The 15,868-nt window shown below is 65.1% G+C and carries 17 protein-coding genes; 6 read left to right on the forward strand and 11 right to left on the reverse strand.

Annotated features, from left to right (window positions below; all coding sequences use genetic code 11):
- Nucleotides 1-5 precede the first annotated feature (5 nt).
- Nucleotides 6-1,295 (reverse strand): flavodoxin-dependent (E)-4-hydroxy-3-methylbut-2-enyl-diphosphate synthase, encoded by a 1,290-nt coding sequence (gene ispG / locus BRSPCE3_RS31525; protein WP_244070318.1) that lies wholly within the window; start codon nucleotides 1,293-1,295, stop codon nucleotides 6-8.
- Between the two features lie 259 nt (nucleotides 1,296-1,554).
- Here ispG and BRSPCE3_RS31530 point away from each other — a divergent pair, with 259 nt between their 5' ends.
- Nucleotides 1,555-2,430 carry a sulfurtransferase gene (locus tag BRSPCE3_RS31530; RefSeq protein ID WP_244070320.1) on the forward strand — a complete coding sequence of 292 codons (876 nt, stop codon included), beginning with the start codon at nucleotides 1,555-1,557 and terminating at the stop codon, nucleotides 2,428-2,430.
- Between the two features lie 222 nt (nucleotides 2,431-2,652).
- Here BRSPCE3_RS31530 and BRSPCE3_RS31535 read toward each other — a convergent pair whose 3' ends face one another.
- The 3 genes from BRSPCE3_RS31535 to BRSPCE3_RS31545 all read right to left on the reverse strand — a co-directional run bounded on the left by BRSPCE3_RS31535 (nucleotide 2,653) and on the right by BRSPCE3_RS31545 (nucleotide 4,712).
- The gene (locus BRSPCE3_RS31535; RefSeq protein ID WP_244070322.1) at nucleotides 2,653-2,841 is read right to left on the reverse strand and encodes a hypothetical protein; all 189 of its coding nucleotides are present in this window, start codon (nucleotides 2,839-2,841) and stop codon (nucleotides 2,653-2,655) included.
- A gap of 106 nt (nucleotides 2,842-2,947) precedes the next feature.
- Complete coding sequence (locus BRSPCE3_RS31540; protein ID WP_244070324.1) at nucleotides 2,948-3,904, reverse strand: DMT family transporter; 957 nt, start codon at nucleotides 3,902-3,904, stop codon at nucleotides 2,948-2,950.
- Between the two features lie 322 nt (nucleotides 3,905-4,226).
- Nucleotides 4,227-4,712, reverse strand: a complete 486-nt coding sequence (locus BRSPCE3_RS31545) for a Fur family transcriptional regulator (protein ID WP_028338147.1) — start codon at nucleotides 4,710-4,712, stop codon at nucleotides 4,227-4,229.
- A 169-nt stretch (nucleotides 4,713-4,881) separates the two neighbouring features.
- Between BRSPCE3_RS31545 and BRSPCE3_RS31550 the strand changes: the two genes are divergently transcribed.
- The 4 genes from BRSPCE3_RS31550 to BRSPCE3_RS31565 all read left to right on the forward strand — a co-directional run bounded on the left by BRSPCE3_RS31550 (nucleotide 4,882) and on the right by BRSPCE3_RS31565 (nucleotide 9,585).
- Nucleotides 4,882-5,361 (forward strand): MarR family winged helix-turn-helix transcriptional regulator, encoded by a 480-nt coding sequence (locus BRSPCE3_RS31550; RefSeq protein WP_244070326.1) that lies wholly within the window; start codon nucleotides 4,882-4,884, stop codon nucleotides 5,359-5,361.
- Nucleotides 5,354-6,520 carry an HlyD family secretion protein gene (locus BRSPCE3_RS31555; RefSeq protein WP_244070328.1) on the forward strand — a complete coding sequence of 389 codons (1,167 nt, stop codon included), beginning with the start codon at nucleotides 5,354-5,356 and terminating at the stop codon, nucleotides 6,518-6,520. Before BRSPCE3_RS31550 ends, BRSPCE3_RS31555 begins: the two co-directional genes overlap by 8 nt.
- A 6-nt stretch (nucleotides 6,521-6,526) precedes the next feature.
- Nucleotides 6,527-8,083 carry an MDR family MFS transporter gene (locus BRSPCE3_RS31560; RefSeq protein ID WP_244070330.1) on the forward strand — a complete coding sequence of 519 codons (1,557 nt, stop codon included), beginning with the start codon at nucleotides 6,527-6,529 and terminating at the stop codon, nucleotides 8,081-8,083.
- Between the two features lie 191 nt (nucleotides 8,084-8,274).
- Nucleotides 8,275-9,585, forward strand: coding sequence for an ABC transporter substrate-binding protein (locus BRSPCE3_RS31565; protein ID WP_244070332.1), 1,311 nt, complete (start codon nucleotides 8,275-8,277; stop codon nucleotides 9,583-9,585).
- Nucleotides 9,586-9,856: 271 nt separating this feature from the next.
- Here BRSPCE3_RS31565 and BRSPCE3_RS31570 read toward each other — a convergent pair whose 3' ends face one another.
- The 4 genes from BRSPCE3_RS31570 to BRSPCE3_RS31585 form a co-directional block, all read right to left on the reverse strand.
- Nucleotides 9,857-11,026, reverse strand: coding sequence for a Gfo/Idh/MocA family protein (locus BRSPCE3_RS31570; RefSeq protein ID WP_244070334.1), 1,170 nt, complete (start codon nucleotides 11,024-11,026; stop codon nucleotides 9,857-9,859).
- Nucleotides 11,027-11,126: 100 nt separating this feature from the next.
- Nucleotides 11,127-11,660, reverse strand: coding sequence for an ester cyclase (locus tag BRSPCE3_RS31575; protein ID WP_244070336.1), 534 nt, complete (start codon nucleotides 11,658-11,660; stop codon nucleotides 11,127-11,129).
- Nucleotides 11,653-12,042: a VOC family protein gene (locus BRSPCE3_RS31580; RefSeq protein ID WP_244070337.1), complete on the reverse strand. Its 390-nt coding sequence runs from the start codon at nucleotides 12,040-12,042 to the stop codon at nucleotides 11,653-11,655. The genes BRSPCE3_RS31575 and BRSPCE3_RS31580 overlap by 8 nt, the downstream gene beginning before the upstream one ends.
- A gap of 15 nt (nucleotides 12,043-12,057) precedes the next feature.
- Nucleotides 12,058-13,083, reverse strand: a complete 1,026-nt coding sequence (locus tag BRSPCE3_RS31585) for a polysaccharide deacetylase family protein (protein ID WP_244070339.1) — start codon at nucleotides 13,081-13,083, stop codon at nucleotides 12,058-12,060.
- 99 nt (nucleotides 13,084-13,182) lie between these two features.
- Here BRSPCE3_RS31585 and BRSPCE3_RS31590 point away from each other — a divergent pair, with 99 nt between their 5' ends.
- A complete protein-coding gene (locus BRSPCE3_RS31590; RefSeq protein WP_244070341.1) occupies nucleotides 13,183-14,091 on the forward strand; it encodes a LysR family transcriptional regulator in 909 nt (302 codons plus the stop codon).
- On the opposite strand, the gene BRSPCE3_RS31595 is transcribed toward BRSPCE3_RS31590, so the two are convergent.
- The 3 genes from BRSPCE3_RS31595 to BRSPCE3_RS31605 are packed head-to-tail and all read right to left on the reverse strand — an operon-like array spanning nucleotide 14,070 to nucleotide 15,745.
- A complete protein-coding gene (locus BRSPCE3_RS31595; protein WP_244070343.1) occupies nucleotides 14,070-14,924 on the reverse strand; it encodes a shikimate dehydrogenase in 855 nt (284 codons plus the stop codon). The two genes, BRSPCE3_RS31590 and BRSPCE3_RS31595, sit on opposite strands and share 22 nt — an antisense overlap.
- A gap of 21 nt (nucleotides 14,925-14,945) precedes the next feature.
- A complete protein-coding gene (locus tag BRSPCE3_RS31600) occupies nucleotides 14,946-15,410 on the reverse strand; it encodes an SRPBCC domain-containing protein (protein ID WP_244070346.1) in 465 nt (154 codons plus the stop codon).
- 11 nt (nucleotides 15,411-15,421) lie between these two features.
- Nucleotides 15,422-15,745 carry a helix-turn-helix transcriptional regulator gene (locus tag BRSPCE3_RS31605; RefSeq protein ID WP_244070348.1) on the reverse strand — a complete coding sequence of 108 codons (324 nt, stop codon included), beginning with the start codon at nucleotides 15,743-15,745 and terminating at the stop codon, nucleotides 15,422-15,424.
- Nucleotides 15,746-15,868: the final 123 nt, after the last annotated feature.

Raw genomic sequence — 15,868 nt, forward strand, 5'->3', positions numbered from 1 at the left:
TGCAGTTACTCCGCGGCGCCCGCCGTCTCCGGCACCTTGGCGCCGGCGCCGTATTTCTGGTCGATATAGTCGATCACCAGCGCCTTGAAGTCGGCGGCGATGCCCGGACCGCGCAGGGTGCGGAACTTCTTGCCGTCGACGAACACGGGCGCGGCCGGTGCTTCGCCGGTGCCGGGCAGCGAGATGCCGATATTGGCGTGCTTGGATTCACCGGGGCCGTTGACGATGCAGCCCATGACCGCGACGTTGAGCTCTTCGACGCCCGGATACCTGGTCTTCCAGGCCGGCATCTCGTCGCGGATGAAATCCTGGATCGAGCGCGCCAGCTCCTGGAACGTGGTCGAGGTGGTGCGGCCGCAGCCCGGGCAGGCCGCGACCAGCGGCACGAAGGTCCGGAAGCCCATGGTCTGCAGCAATTCCTGCGCGACCTGCACTTCCAGCGTGCGATCGCCGCCGGGCTCTGGCGTCAGCGAGATACGGATGGTATCGCCGATGCCCTGCTGCAGCAGGATGCCAAGCGCAGCCGAGGAGGCCACGATGCCCTTCGAGCCCATGCCGGCCTCGGTGAGGCCGAGATGGATCGCGTAATCCGAGCGGCGCACGACTTCCTGATAGACCGCGATCAGGTCCTGCACGGCCGACACCTTGGCCGACAGGATGATCTTGTTCTTCGGCATGCCGAGCTCTTGCGCGCGCGCCGCCGACAGCAGCGCCGACTGCACCATCGCCTCGCGCGTCACCGCACGCGCGTCGCGCGGATTGGCCGACGCCGTGTTCTCGTCCATCAGCTTGGTGAGCAGCTCCTGGTCGAGCGAGCCCCAATTGGCGCCGATGCGCACCGGCTTGTTGTTCTTGTTGGCGATCTCGATGATGTCGGCGAACTGGGTGTCGCGCTTGTTCTTGAAGCCGACATTGCCGGGATTGATGCGGTACTTGTCGAGCGCCTCGGCGCAGGCCGGATACTCGGCGAGCAGCTTGTGGCCGATATAATGGAAGTCGCCGATCAGCGGCGTCGTGATGCCGCGCTTGCGCAGGCCGTCACGGATATGCGGCACGGCGGCCGCGGCTTCCTCGCGGTCGACGGTGATGCGCACCATCTCGGAGCCGGCGCGGGAGAGCGCGGCGACCTGGGCGATGGTGCCATCGACGTCGGCGGTGTCGGTGTTGGTCATCGACTGCACGACGATCGGCGCGCCGCCGCCAACGGCGACGTTGCCGACCATGACCTGCGTGGTTTTGTGCCGTGCTGCGGGACCGGCGACGTCGTCTTGCAGCAAAATCTCGGGCTTGTTCATGGCGTCTCGAATATCAGGTTTTGGTGACATTCACCAAGGGGGCGATGGGCCTCGCGCAAGGCGGGCCAAACGGTGATGTTTCGGAGTGAATTCAACAGCTTATGGCGCCGATTGAGGCCAAACGCAAGCCATGCAGCGGCGTCCTGCATGGACAGCTATATTGGGCCGAATTGGGGTGAATCAAAGGGCAAAGTGACGGCTTTTCATGTGACTTGGCGCATCTTAGCATCCCGTTAAACACAGACCGGGAGGGCGTGACATGGCCGGCCATAGCGAGCTGATCACCACGGCGGAACTCGCCGACATCCTGACCCGGCCGGATCTCCGCCTGTTCGATTGCACGACCTATCTGGAGCCGGCCCCTGCGGGGAGCAACATTCCCTATGTCGTCGTCTCCGGCCGCCAGACCTTCGAGGCCGGCCATATCCCGGGCGCCAATTTCCTGGATTTGCAGGCCGAATTCTCCGATCCCCATACCGACCTCCGCTTCATGATGCCGCCGACGGCGCAGCTCGAGGCCGCGTTCGGCCGCCACGGCATCTCGGCCAACAGCCGCGTAGTGCTGTATTCGATCGGGACTGCGATGTGGGCGACGCGGTTCTGGTGGATGCTGCGCTCGCTCGGCTTCGAGGGTGCCGCGGTGCTCGACGGTGGCATCGACAAATGGACCGCCGAGGCCCGCGACATCGAGACCGGGCTTGCCGGCGGCTATCCGCCGGCCACCTTTCCGGCGCGGCCGCGAGAGGGGATGTTCGTCGACAAGCATGACGTGCTCGCCGCGACCACCGAGGGCGACACCGTCATCGTCAATGCGCTCGGTCCGCAGTTCTACAGGGGACTCGAACCAAGCCGCTACGGCCGGCCCGGCCGCATCCCCGGCAGCGTCAGCGTGCCGGCGGCAAGCTTGATCGATCCGAAGGCCAAGACGTTCGTGCCGCTGGATGAAGCCGAAGCCACCTTCGCCGCGCAGGGCATCACCAAGGACAAGCGCGTCGTCGCCTATTGCGGCGGCGGCATCTCCGCGACCATCGACCTGTTCCAGCTGCACCGGCTCGGCTACGACAATCTCACGCTCTATGACGGCTCGATGGGCGAATGGGCGAAGGACGCGGAGTTGCCGATCGAGACGGGGTAGTGGGCCACGACAGCTCTCTCCTCACGTCGTCCCGGCGCAGGCCGGGACCCATAACCACAGGATTGGATTGGTGAGGAAAGCTGTGGCCCCGGCGTCGCGCAACAATCACCTACGGTGGCTATGGGTCCCGGCCTGCGCCGGGACGACACTGAATTCGTTGCGCCACTTGTGAGTCAAACATCCGCATTCTCGCGACAATGAATTGTCCGGGTCTCGAGACGGTCAAGCCGGCTTCTTGACGATCTCAAATCCTCTGGCCGCCAATTCCTTCAAAATGCTCCTTGCCAGATGGGAGCACTCATCCGGCTTGATCCAGCACGAGCTGCGCCAGTCCGGATCATCCTCTCTGGAATATGCGGTGAATGCGGACCGGATTCCGGCTTCGATTGCATCGGTGGCATCGATTCGCATCAGCGCGCCTCCACGGCATCTCTCGCGTCGGAGGCTTCACGGATCGTTGGTGACCGTGTTGATGTAGATCAATATCGGACCGCGGGCTTCGCCTTGCGGGCGTGGCTCACGCCGGCACGTTCGGGTCCGGCGTCACCTTCGGGTCGGGTTTGTTGACGAGATAGAGCCCCGCGATCACGAACAGCGCGGCGACGCCGAATACCGGGGTCAGCGTGTCGTGCATGATGAAATAGGCCGCGACCACGCCGAACAGCGGCGTGACGAAGGTGAAGGCCGACAGCTTGCTCGCCGAATAGGTCTTCACCATCGCAAACCAGATCACGAAGGTGCAGCCCACCACCCAGACCGCCTGATAGGCGAGCAGCGAGATCGACAGCGCGCTCGGCACATGCTCGATGCGCTCGCCCGCGATCCAGGCAGCGAGGCCGAGGATCGGAATCGAGATCGCGACCTGGTAGCCGAGCGCCTTTTCCGGCGCCGCCTTGCGCAGGCTGGTGCCCTTGGCGACCAGCGTGGTTGCCGCCCATAGCGCGCCGCCGCCGACCACCATGAGGTCGCCGAGCAGCACCCTGGCATCGACGTTGGGCTGCGGCACGCCGATCGCAAGCGCGACGCCGGCGAAGCTCAGCGCCAGTCCGCTCCACTGCACGGTGGAGAGACGCTCACCGAGGAACTGGTGCGAGCCGAGCGCGACGAAGAACGGCGCGGTGTAGAGAAAGACCGAGGCGCGCGAGGCCGAGGTGAAGACGAGGCCGGTGAAGATCAGCACGAACTCGCAGCCGAACATCAGGCCGGCGATGATGCCGGGGACGAGCGTGCCGTCGCGTTCGAAGAACTTGACGCCGCGCAGCCAGCCGACGAGCAGCATCACCGGCAGCGCGCCCGAGGAGCGGATCAACGCCTGCAGCATCGGCGGCACGTCGGGCAGCGCGAGCTTGACCGCGAGCTGGTTGAAGCCCCAGCTCACGCACAGCATCAGCATCAATGCGATGGCGCCGGGCGGCAGCCCATGGCCGACGCTGACGGGCCTCGAAACGCTGGCGGAGATCGCTTGGGTCGACATGTTTCCTCGCGGACCGGCTTGCTGCCGTTGTTGTTCTAGCGGATGCTCATTTGCTGCCCACCCTCCCCTGGAGGGGGAGGGTCGGTGCGCATGGAGCGCAGCGAAATGTGCACCGGGGTGGGGTGATCTCTCCTCACGGACGGCTTCCGATACGATAGACCGTCACCCCACCCCGACACACATTTCGCTGCGCTCAACGTGTGTCGACCCTCCCCCTCCAGGGGAGGGTGTAAGGGGGAACTTGCCTCCAACATCATTGCGAGCTGATGGCTTCGTCGCTTCGATCCGCGCACTGACGGAGAAGTGTCGCGGACAAGAACAATCATTTCTGGCAATGCGCGCAGGTGCCGGCGATCTCGACCACGGAGAGCTTCGGGATGAAGCCCGAGGCCCGCGCCGCCGCGGTCAGGCTTTGCGCGACGGGGGCGGCGGGGATTTCGCCGACCGAGCCGCAATGGTCGCAGATCAAAAACGCTACCATCGAGGTCTCGTCATGGTCGTGGGCGCAGGCGAGGAAGGCGTTGCGGCTCTCGATGCGATGCACGAGGCCGTTCTCCATCAGGAAGTCGAGCGCGCGATAGACGGTAATCGGTGCCGGCCGCGGCATGGTCTTGGCCAGCTCGTCGATCACCTCATAGGCGCCGAGCGGGCGATGGCTCGACAGCAGCGCCTGCAGCACCTGACGCCGGATCGGGGTGAATTTCTGGCCACGGCGCGCACACACCTGCTCGGCATGCGCCATCGCGTCCGCGGCGCAGCGGCCGTGATCGTGGTCGGGGGCGGGAAATGTCGGCTTGGCCAGGCTCATTGCCCGGATATGTAGCATTTCTGCGCCCGTTCCCATAGCCCGGCCCGGTCATGCCCGGTCGTCCGCTGCCTTGCAGCCATGTCCGCGGTGCGGGGCAGCCTCCCGTTAACCCGGCATGCAGAAATCATAAGCAAGCTTATTATATGCCAAGCTTATGGAGGCAGCATCGATGCGCGGTTCCGTGGATACGGAGTTCATGTTTACGCTGGGCGAATTGTTCCGGCTGATCCGCGTCTATGCCGACAAGGAGGCCGCGCGCTACGGCATCACCCGGGCGCAATGGGCGGTGCTGTCGAAAGTCGAACGCCAGGAAGGGCTGAAGCAGACCGAGCTCGCCGAGCTGCTCGAGATGCAGCCGATCACGCTGACGCGGATGATCGACAAGCTCTGCGACAATGGCTGGATCGAGCGCCGCAGCGACGACAATGACCGCCGCGTCAACCGCCTCTATCTGAAGAAGGCCGCGCGCCCGCTGCTCGGCAAGCTGGCCGGCCTGCGCTCCGAACTCACCGCGACCGCGCTCGAGGGCATCAGCCCGGCTGACGCGCATCGCCTGCTCACCCAATTGGAATCGATCAAGGAAAACGTTCGCAATGCCATCCAAAGCCCAGCCGGCGAGCCCTCCCGAAAGGAACAACGCTATGGCTGAACCCGTCCTCAAGCTGGCGCCAGAGCTAAAGAGCGAGCCAGCGCCGGCGGGCAAGGCCAGCCGCGCGCCGCGCCGTCGGCTGATGGCCGGCCTGCGGCGCTATCGCCGCCTGCTGCTGCTGGTGGTGCTGCCGACCATCGCTGCGATCGGCGGCATCGTGTTCTATCTCAACGGCGGCCGCTATGTCGGCACCGACGACGCCTATGTCGGCGCCCAGAAGGTGCTGATCACGCCCGAGATCTCCGGCAAGATCGACAAGATCGTCGTCAAGGAGGGCCAGCACGTCAGGAAGGGCGACGAGCTGTTCGAGATCGATCCGGTGCCGTTCCGCCTCGCGGTCGCGCAGGCCAAGGCCGCGCTCGACCAGACCAAGACCACCTATGACACGCTGGTCGACAACATCAAGATCAACACCAGGATGCTGGACTTCGCCCAGCAGAGCATCGAATTGAAGAAGCGCGACGTCGAGCGCAAGTCGACGCTCGCAAAGCAGAATTTCGGCTCGCAGCTCGACCTCGACAATGCGGCCAACGCGCAGGTGACCGCCGAGAGCCTGGCACAGTACATCAAGCAGCAGATCTCGAAGGACAAGACCCAGTTGCTCGGCGACGTCGACCTGCCGATCGAGCAATTCCCGCCCTATGCCCAGGCCAAGGCCAAGCTCGACGATGCCCAGCGCAATCTCGATCACACCGTGCTGCGCGCGCCGATGGACGGCGTGGCGACCCAGGTCGACCAGATCCAGCTCGGCCGCTTCGTCACCGCCGGCGCGCCGGTGTTCTCGGTGATCGACGTCGACCATCCCTGGGTCGACGCCAATCCGAAGGAAAGCGACTTCACCTATGTCGCGGTCGGCCAGCCGGTCGAGCTCGATGTCGACGCGTTCCCGAACCATCGGTTCAAGGGCAAGATCGGCTCGCTGTCGCCGGGCACCGGCGCGCAATTCGCGATCCTGCCGCCGCAGAACGCCACCGGCAATTTCGTCAAGGTGGTGCAGCGCGTGCCGGTGCGGATCTACTTCGACGAGAACGATCCGTTCGTGAAGAAGCTGAAGGCCGGCATGAGCGTCTACGCGACGATCGACACCAACCACCGCCGCAGCCTGGCCAGTCTGCTCGGGCTGTCGTCGGCCTCGGCGCATCCGGATCATCAGGACTAAGTCGCGATGAATGCACCGTCACCATCCGCCGTGCCCGGCCTGCGCCGGAACATGGTGACGATTTGCGCGATGACCGCGACGATCATGCAGGCGCTCGACACCACGATCGCCAACGTCGCACTGCCCTATATGCAGGGCTCGCTGTCGGCCTCGCAGGACCAGATCAACTGGGTGCTGACCTCCTACATCGTCGCGGCCGCGATCATGACCGCGCCCGTGGGCTGGATCGCCAACCGCTACGGCCGCAAGCGCATCTTCATCATCTGCTCGGCCGGCTTCACCCTCGCCTCGGTGCTGTGCGGCCTGGCGCAGGACATCAACCAGATGGTGCTGTTCCGACTGCTGCAGGGCGTGTTCGGCGCGGCGCTGGTGCCGCTGTCGCAGGCGGTGATGCTCGACTCCTACGCGCTGCATGAGCGCGCCAAGGCGATGTCGATCTGGGGCATGGGCGTGATGATGGGCCCGATCATGGGACCCTCGCTCGGCGCCTGGCTGACCGAGACCTATTCCTGGCACTGGGTGTTCTTCGTCAATTTGCCGTTCGGCGCCATCACCGTGCTCGGCCTTGCGGTGTTCATGGACGAAACCAAGCAGGATCACGAGCTGCGCTTCGACTGGTTCGGCTTCGGCGCGCTCGCGGTCGCGATCGGCTCGCTGCAGCTCGCGCTCGACCGCGGCGAACAGCTCGGCTGGCTGGAATCCAACGAAATCATGATCGAGTTCATCATCGCTGCGGTCGGCACCTACTTCTTCTTTGCCCATTCGCTGACGACGGACCGACCATTCATCCAGTTCGCGATCTTCAAGGACAGGAACTTCCTCGGCGGCGTGGTGTTCATGACGGTGATGGGCCTCGTGCTGTACTCGACCATGGCGCTGTCATCGCCCTATCTGCAGAACGTGGTCGGCTATCCGATCATTACCGCGGGCCTGTTGCTGGCAACCCGGGGCGCCGGCACCTTCGTCGCGATGATGCTGGTCGGCCGCCTGATGCGCTATATCGAGGCGCGCACGCTGATCGTCTCCGGACTGGCACTGACCGCGGCCTCGCTGTTCCAGATGACCGGCTGGACCGACATGACGCAGGCGAGCGAGATCATCGTCGTCAGCGTGATCCAGGGCTTTGGCTTCGGCCTCGTGTTCGTGCCGCTGTCGACGGTGGCGTTCCTGACGCTGCCGGGCCATCTGCGCACCGACGGCACCTCGATGCTGACGCTGTTCCGCAACGTCGCCAGTTCGGTCGGCATCTCGATCGTGATCGCGCAGCTCACCGAAGGCGGGCGGCGGATCTACGCCAAGCTGTCGGAGCAGATCAACCCGTTCAACCATGCGCTGCAGATGCCCGACGTGTCCGGCATGATCAACCTCAACACCGATGCCGGCCGCGCGATGGCCGACAGGATGGTGGCGGCGCAGTCGCAGATCATCGCGTTCTCGCACGACTACCAGCTGGTGATGCTGTTCATCCTGGTCTCGATCCCGCTCGCGCTGATGATCGGCTCGACCAAGGCCACGCTGCGCTCGCAGTCGGCGGCGCCGGATCATGCCGCGGTGATGGAGTAGGTTTCCTTTCGTCATTCCGGGGCTCGCGCCGAGAGGCGCGCCCCGGAATGACGAGGGAGAGAACTCCGCTCACCCCTCCGAAAGCGCAAGACGCCGCCGCCGCAATCGCGTTGACTTTCCGACCTCGCCTCCCAATACTCCGCGAAAAATAAATGCCCGTCACACAACTGGCGGTTTCAGGGGAGGACGCGATGCCGACTTCACGCAGGACGCTGCTGAAGACTTCAGCGGCTGCCGCCGCTGCTTTCAGCTTCGATTGGACACGCGCGCAGGCGCAGGCCGAGACGGTCCGGATCGGTGTGATCTACGACCTGACCGGTCCGTTTGCCGCCGGCGGCTCGGTCGCCTCCTCGATCGGCACGCAGATCGCAATCGATCTCGTCAACGAGAAGGGCGGCGTCGGCGGCAAGTACAAGATCGCGCCGGTCAACGTCGATTCCCAGAGCAAGCCCGACGTGGCGATCAACGAGGCCAATCGGCTGATCGACCAGGAGAAGGTCGACATCCTCAACGGCGTGTTCGCAAGCTCGCACGCGGTGCCGCTCGCCGCCAAGGTCGAACAGCAGAAGCGCATCCTCTGGATCACGACTGCGGTCTCGACCGCCGTGTTCAAGGACAAGAACCTGCGATACGTGTTCCGCGCGCAGATCCATTCCGACCAATACGGCCAGGCCTTCGGCGGCTTCCTCGCCGAGCACGCCAAGGCCAGGCTCGGCATGGAGCCGAAGGACGTCAAGGTCGCGCTGATCCATGAGGACGGCCCCTATGGCGTCGGCGTCGCCGCCGCGGACGAGACCTTCGCCAAGGAAGCCGGGCTGCAGGTCGTGCTCAAGGAGGGCTATTCGGCCTCCGCGCCCGACCTCTCGGTGCTGGTGACCAAGCTGAAACGCGCCAAGGCCGACATCATCTCGCACGCCGGCTACAACCCCGACATCACGCTGTTCCTGCGCCAGGCGCGCGAGAGCGGGCTGAAGTTCAAGATGCTGTTCGGCGCCGGCGCCGGCTACAGCCAGCTCGACAAGCTGCGCACCACCTTCGGTGCCGACATCGACAATTTCTGCAACATCGATCCGGTTCCGGCGCAGCTGCTCGATCCCGCCAAGCTGGCGCCCGGGGTCGGCGACCTCACCAAGGTGATGGTGGCGCGCTATCGCGAGAAGACCAGCGCCACCGAAGTGCCGCCGCACTGCTCGATGGGCTTCAACCAGACCTGGGTGCTGCTCAACAACGTGCTGCCGGTCGCCAAGGAGAAGTACGGCGGCTTCGATCCCGAGGCGATCCGCAAGGCGGCACTCGACGTCGACATCCCGCCGGGCGGCACCATCCAGGGCTATGGCGTGAAATTCTATCCGCCGGATACGCCGATGTCCGGCCAGAACGAGCGCTCGACGCCGGTCGTGATGCAGAACGCCGGCGAGCGGATCACCGTGGTATGGCCGACCAACATCCGGACGCAGGATCCGGTGTTTCCGCTGCCGAAGGGCTCGGTGTACGGGGCGTAGGTCGACGACGAAGTAATCGAGCCGCAGCGGCGGTGCACCTCTCCCACGCAACCGAGGTTCACCACGGTTGCGCACCATGAAGCTGCGCAAGTCGGGCAAGCCCGACTTGCGTGTGGGAGAGGTCGGATCGCATCGCAAGATGCGATCCGGGTGCGGGGTCTCTCTCCGCGAATTCTTCGAGCGATTGAGTTCGCGGAAGCAACCCCTCATCCGGCGCGCTCTGCGCGCCATTTTCTCCCACAAGGGGAGAAGGGAGAAGACGCAGGCCGGGCTAAAGCACCACCCGCCGCCCCTCGTCCGCGGCCCAATAGCCGGCGTAATTCACTTTCGTCGTCTCATAGGCCAGCGCGAGATCGGCGAGCGGCTGCCGGCCGGTCGCGACGCACTCCATGAAATCCTGGATCTCCTGCAGATAGCCGCGGGTCCATTCCTCCTCGAGGCAGACATATTGCCAGCCGGTTTTACGATCGACCTTCTCGGTGATGTAGACCGAGGCGAGCTTCTCCTCGGAGGTCTGGTAGCTCGTCAGATGCGTGTTCGGCGTGATGTTGGCGAACAGCGAGCCGCCTGAGGTATAGGTCTCGATCAGGTTGCGTACGCCGCCCATGATCATGTCGCCGGAAAACACCGTGGCCTTGGTGCCGTCGGAGAAGGTCACGGTCAGCGTGCCCCAATCCTCGACATCGACCGGGTTGGCCTTGATGTAGGCGCGCTCCTCCGGCTTGAGGCCGGCCGTGACATTGCCGACGTCGCAGGTGACGCTCGCAACCGCAATCGTCTCCCCCCGCGCCCGGGCCTCGACCTGCTTGAGATAAAGCACCGCCGACAGCGGATGGCAGCCCATCCGGACCAGCGAGCCGCCGCCGGTCATCGCCCACTCGGCGGCATGCGCCGCATGCGAGCCGGAATGGCTCTCCTCGCCCTTCATGAACAGGATCTTGTCGCGCGTGGTGCGGATGATCTCCGCGGTCTTGGCCACCGCGGGCGCGTAGATCCAGTCCTCGGCATACATGAAGAGCTTTCCGGTTTTCGCAATCGCAGCGCGGGTCGTCTCCATCTCCTCCATCACGCGCTGGTACATCACGGCCTTCGGGACGTGCCTGCCGATCGGCGCCTTGTCGCCCTCGCGGCCGAAATAGCCGCTGAACGGCTTCTCGCAGATCACGTGCTTGCCGGCCTGCATGGCCTCGACGATCATCGCGGCATGCAGGTTCGGCGGCGTGCAGATGTCGATGACGTCGATATCAGCGTCGGCGACCAGCTCGACGAAGCTGCGATAGGCGTTCGGGATTCCATGCTTGCGCGCGAACTCGACCACATGATCGCCGCGCGCCGCGACCGCCCGCACCTCGACATCGATGCCATAGACCCGCCGATAGGCATACATATGCAGCTCCGACACGAAGCCGCAGCCGGCCAGACCGATCCTGATTTTTGTCATGAAGGATGCCTCTGAAGTCGCGGGGACAGGCACCCATCATAGCGGAGCGGTCCGGCCGGTCGATGCATCCGGCGGCAGAAAATCGTCTGCCGCCGCGGCATCACTGCGTAAGCTTGGCGACGCCCATTTTGGAGAGCAGGGTCAGATTGTCCTCGATATGCCAGTTGTCGGTGACGTGGCCGCCTGTGACCTTGATCAAATCGGTGGCGATGAAATCGATTGCCTGGCCGCTGCCCTTGGTCGCACCGAAGCTGCCGCTGAAATGGCCGCGGAACTGCATGTGCACGGTGACGTAATCGCCGGCCACGATCATCTTGACCACTTCGACCGAGAGGTCCGGCACTGCGGCACGGAAATTCTTCGAGGCGAAAGCCGGGCCTTGCGGTCCCTGCGGGCGGCCGGCCGGCAGGGTGTGATCGACGAAATTGTCCGCGATCGCACGCTTCAACACGGCCTCGTCGCCACTGTTCCAGAATTGGTAGAACGCCTTCGCGGCTGCGACCGTGGCATCGGACCCGGCCGCCGGGGCGGTGGTCGCGACGACGAGATCGTCGATCTTCACCTCGTCGGCGCTTGCCGGCGCCGCGAGCAACGCTGCCATGGCAAACGCTGTGGCGGCCAAAACATTACGCATGGTCTTTGCTCCTCGTTGCGGCCTCGCGCTCGCGAAACACCAGTTCGAGCAGGATGCCTGTCGGTGTGCGGACGAACAACCGGCGCTCGCCGAGCTCCGGCAGGTCCATCGTGGAATAGGGAATGGCGAGCGTCTCGACCTTGTGGCGGTAGGCCTCATAGCCCTCGAGCCGGAAGCCGACATGATCGATGGTTTCGCCGCGCGGATCGTTGCGCGTGCCCTCGCCCGGGATCAGATGCACCACCGGCTCGCCGTCGGCATAGAGCCAATAGCCGGGGAAGGCGAAGCCGGGGCGATAGCCCGGCTTCACGTCGAGGAGATTTTCGAGGAAGGCGCGGGTGCCTTCCAGATCGCTGGTGCGCAGGGTGACGTGGTCGAGCATCGATGCCTCCCGCGATCAGGCCGTCGGTCCGGGCAAGCCGGTCACGCTGGGCGAAGCGCGCTGGATCACCGGCGTGTTGGCGCGATTGGCCAGCGCATAGCGGGCGATCTCGTCCTTGCGCGCGAACCAGACGTCGCCCTTGCTCTTGGCATAGGACAGGAAGCGATCGAGCACCCGGGCACGGCCGGCATGGCCGGAGATGCGGTCGTGCAGGCTGATCACCATCATTCGCCGCCGCTTCGCGCCTTCCTCGTAAAGCTGGTCGAATTCGTCCTTCAGCGCCTGCTCGTAGGCAGCCGGATTCCAGCCCTGGAACGGGAACGAGACGATGTCGTTCATGTGCATCGTGTAGGGCACGGTGACGAAATCCTTGCCGCGCACCGGCACGATGAACGGTTCGTCATGGCTCGGCTCGTCGATGTGATAGAGGAAGCCGAGATCCTGCAACGTCTCCAGGATGTGAACCGAGTTGCGCATCCAGTACGCGTTCCAGCCGATCGGCGTCTGTCCCGTGATCTTCTGGATGGTCTCGACGCTGTCGGCGATGAAGCGCTTCTCCTGATCCTTCGGCAACTGGTACGAGTTGCTCCAGATCCGGCCATGCGCGGCGGCCTCATGGCCGCGACGCACGATCTCCCTGGCGATGTCGGGCGAGGTCTCGACCGCCTTGCCGATCATGAAGGACGACAGCTTGATGCCGTGCTTGTCCATCAGGTCGAGCAGGCGCGGGATTCCCTCGTAGTGGCCGTAGGCGAAGAACGCATTGGTCGGCAGGTCAGGCACACCCTTCTCGATCGGATCAGGGATGACGCCGCCGGCACCGGAGATCGGCTGCCCGCCGCCTTCGAACATCAGGGACAGGCTGACCGCGAGGCGCGCGCCGTTGGGCCAGAAGCCGCCGGCGTTGGGTGAGGTCTGGGTCTCGGATGCGGCCTTCGCCGGCTGGGCCGCGGTGAGCCCGGCGGCAGCGAGGGCTCCGGCGGCTGTGACGGCCTGGAGGGTTTCGCGGCGGCTGAGGTGGGTGGAGGAAGACTGGGTCATGGCTGATCTCCTTGCTGATGGAAATCAACCTATTCTCTTTCCGTTTTGAGTATTATCCTCCGCAAGATGGATATATTCTCCACTTTTCGGAAATAAATCGTGCTGGACGACATCACCGAGCTTCGGACCTTCGTGAAGATCGTCGCCACCGGCAGCCTGTCCGCCGCCGGGCGCGAGATGGGCATCGCGCTGAGCGTCGTCAGCAAGCGGCTCGCGACGCTGGAAAGGCGGACCGACACCAGCCTGATCGTGCGCAGCACGCGCCACCTCGCGCTCACCGAGGAGGGGCAAAGGCTGTTCGACCGGGCGCAGCGCATCCTCGCCGAGGTCGATGAAGCGGAGGCCGCACTGGCGCATGGCCGCGTCGAGCCGCAGGGCGTGCTGCGGGTCAGCGCCACGGTTGCGTTCGGCCGCGCCCATGTCAGTCCGGTCTGCCGCGATCTCGCGCTGACCCATCCGAAGATGTCGGTCGAGCTGATGCTCACGGACCGCCTGGTCGAACTGATCGACGAGCGCATCGACGTCGTGATCCGCATCGGCATGCCACGCGATTCCGACCTGATCATGCGCAAGCTGATCGACAATCACCGCATCATCGCGGCCTCACCCGGCTATGTCATGCGACACGGCGCGCCGGCCTCGCCCGCGGATCTCACGCAGCACAATTGCCTGCTCTACAACAGAGGCGCGGAGGCGCGGTGGCGGCTGGCGCACGGCGATGGCCGCATCGCCGAGATCGACGTGTCGTCGCGGCTGCGTTGCGACAATGGCGAGGTCGCGCATGACTGGGCCGTCGATGGCGCCGGCCTGATCATGAAGAGCTGGGTCGATGTCGCGCCCGATCTCGCATCCGGACGCCTGGTGCAGGTGCTGCCGGATTGGCGCAGCGATCCCGCGCCGGTCTGCGCGCTGTTCGCGCAAGGGCGGCAGATGCCGACACGCGTGCGGCTGTTCCTCGACGCCATCTCGAAGCGCATGGCCGCGTTTCAAGCGGCCGGCGGCGCGTAGCGAGCAGCCATCACGGCGTCGAACGCATTTGCCATCGCTTCATGCGGCGGCGTCAATCCGGTGAACAGCTTGAACGCATCGGCCGATGCGTTGATCGCGAGGTCGCGTCCGGTCAGCACGTTTGCGCCCTTCGCCTTGGCTGCGGTCAGCAGCGGGGTCCAGAGCGGTGTGTAGACCGCATCGGCGACCCACATCGACGAGCGCAGCAGCGCATCCGGCACCGGCATGTCGCGGTTCGGCAGCATGCCGACCGGCGTCGCATTGACGAGACCTGTGGCACCGTCCACCGCGGCCGCAACGCTATTGGCGTGGACCGCGTGGCGATCCGCCAATTGGGCCGCAAGCTGCGCGGCCTTGCCGGCGTCGGCATCGAAGATCCTGAGCCCGGCGACGCCGCGGCCGGCGAGCGCAAAGGCGATCGCCTTGCCGACGCCGCCGGCACCGATCAGTGCGATCGGACCGCGCGGCGCGGACGCGAGCAGCGGTTCGATCGCCCGCGCAAAGCCGGTCGCATCGGTGTTGTGCCCGACCAGACGCGCGCCATCGGCGACGATGGTGTTGACCGCGCTGATCGCGCGCGCATCCGGCGCGAGATCATCGATGAGATCGATGACCGCTTCCTTGTAGGGAAAGGTGACGTTGACGCCGGCGAAGCCGAGCCGCCTGACGCCATCGAGCATCGCGCGCAGCTCGTCGCGCCCGGCGCCCTTGACCTCGATCAGCTGGTAGTGGACGTGGACGCCGAGCGCAGCGCCAGCCGCTTCGTGCATCGCAGGCGCCGCCGAATGCGCGATCGGATACCCGATCAGACCGGTCAGGAAGCGATCGCGCATTGTCCCTCACGTCAGTGGTGCTCAGCTCATGCGGTCGAGCCGAGCATAGCTGTCTTCCATGCCGTGCTCCATGCCGCTCGCGAGCATCGCCGCGCGCGTCTCGGCGTCCGGCAATGTCATCCGCATGGTCATCAACGTGCCGCTGCCGTCGGGCGCAAACTGCGTCTCGACATGATTGTCCGGCGTCGGGTCCGGCAGATGCATGCGCTCGACATGCACGATCCGGCTGAACGGTTCGAGCGCGAGGTATTCTCCGGTCAGATGAAAGCCGCCGCCCTTGCCGTCGGTCCATTCGTAGCGGATCTTGCCGCCGGGCCTGAGCTCGCTGACGCACACCGGCATGGTCCAGCCTTCGGGACCGAGCAGCCATTTCTGCAGCAGCTCCGGCTCGGTGTGTGCGCGATACACCGCCTCGGGCGGCGCGGCGAAGCGCCTGGTGACGACGACAAAGCGGTCGCCTTCGGTCGTCAGCGTCAGCTTACTCATGGAGATACCTTTCACTTCTCGGGCTTGATGGCGGCCAGCACTCCGTCCAGCCGGTCGTAGTTGGTTTCGAGCGCGCGGCGCAGCATGCCGAGCCATTGATCGATCTCGGCCACCGCCGTCGGCGCCAGCCGGCACGGCCGCTTGGTGCCTTCAACGCGCCGCACGATCAGGCCGGCGCCCTCGAGCACCTTGAGATGGCGCGAGATCGCGGGCTGGGTCAGCTCGAACGGCTCGACCAGCTCCATGACAGTCGCTTCGCCCAGCGCGAGACGCGCCAGGATCGCCCGGCGGGTCGGGTCGGCGAGTGCGGAGAAGGCGGCATCGAGGTCGGCCATGCTTTTTATCTCGTCTCAGTTATATAACTATATTGTTATATAACTAGCTGCGCATAGTCAAACGAAATCCGCTGCGGCGAAGGCGCGCAGCGGATTTCGGTCGTCTCTTCAATGCAGGGTTTG

It is taken from the genome of Bradyrhizobium sp. Ce-3 (assembly GCF_022835695.1).
Classification (GTDB): Bacteria; Pseudomonadota; Alphaproteobacteria; order Rhizobiales; family Xanthobacteraceae; genus Bradyrhizobium.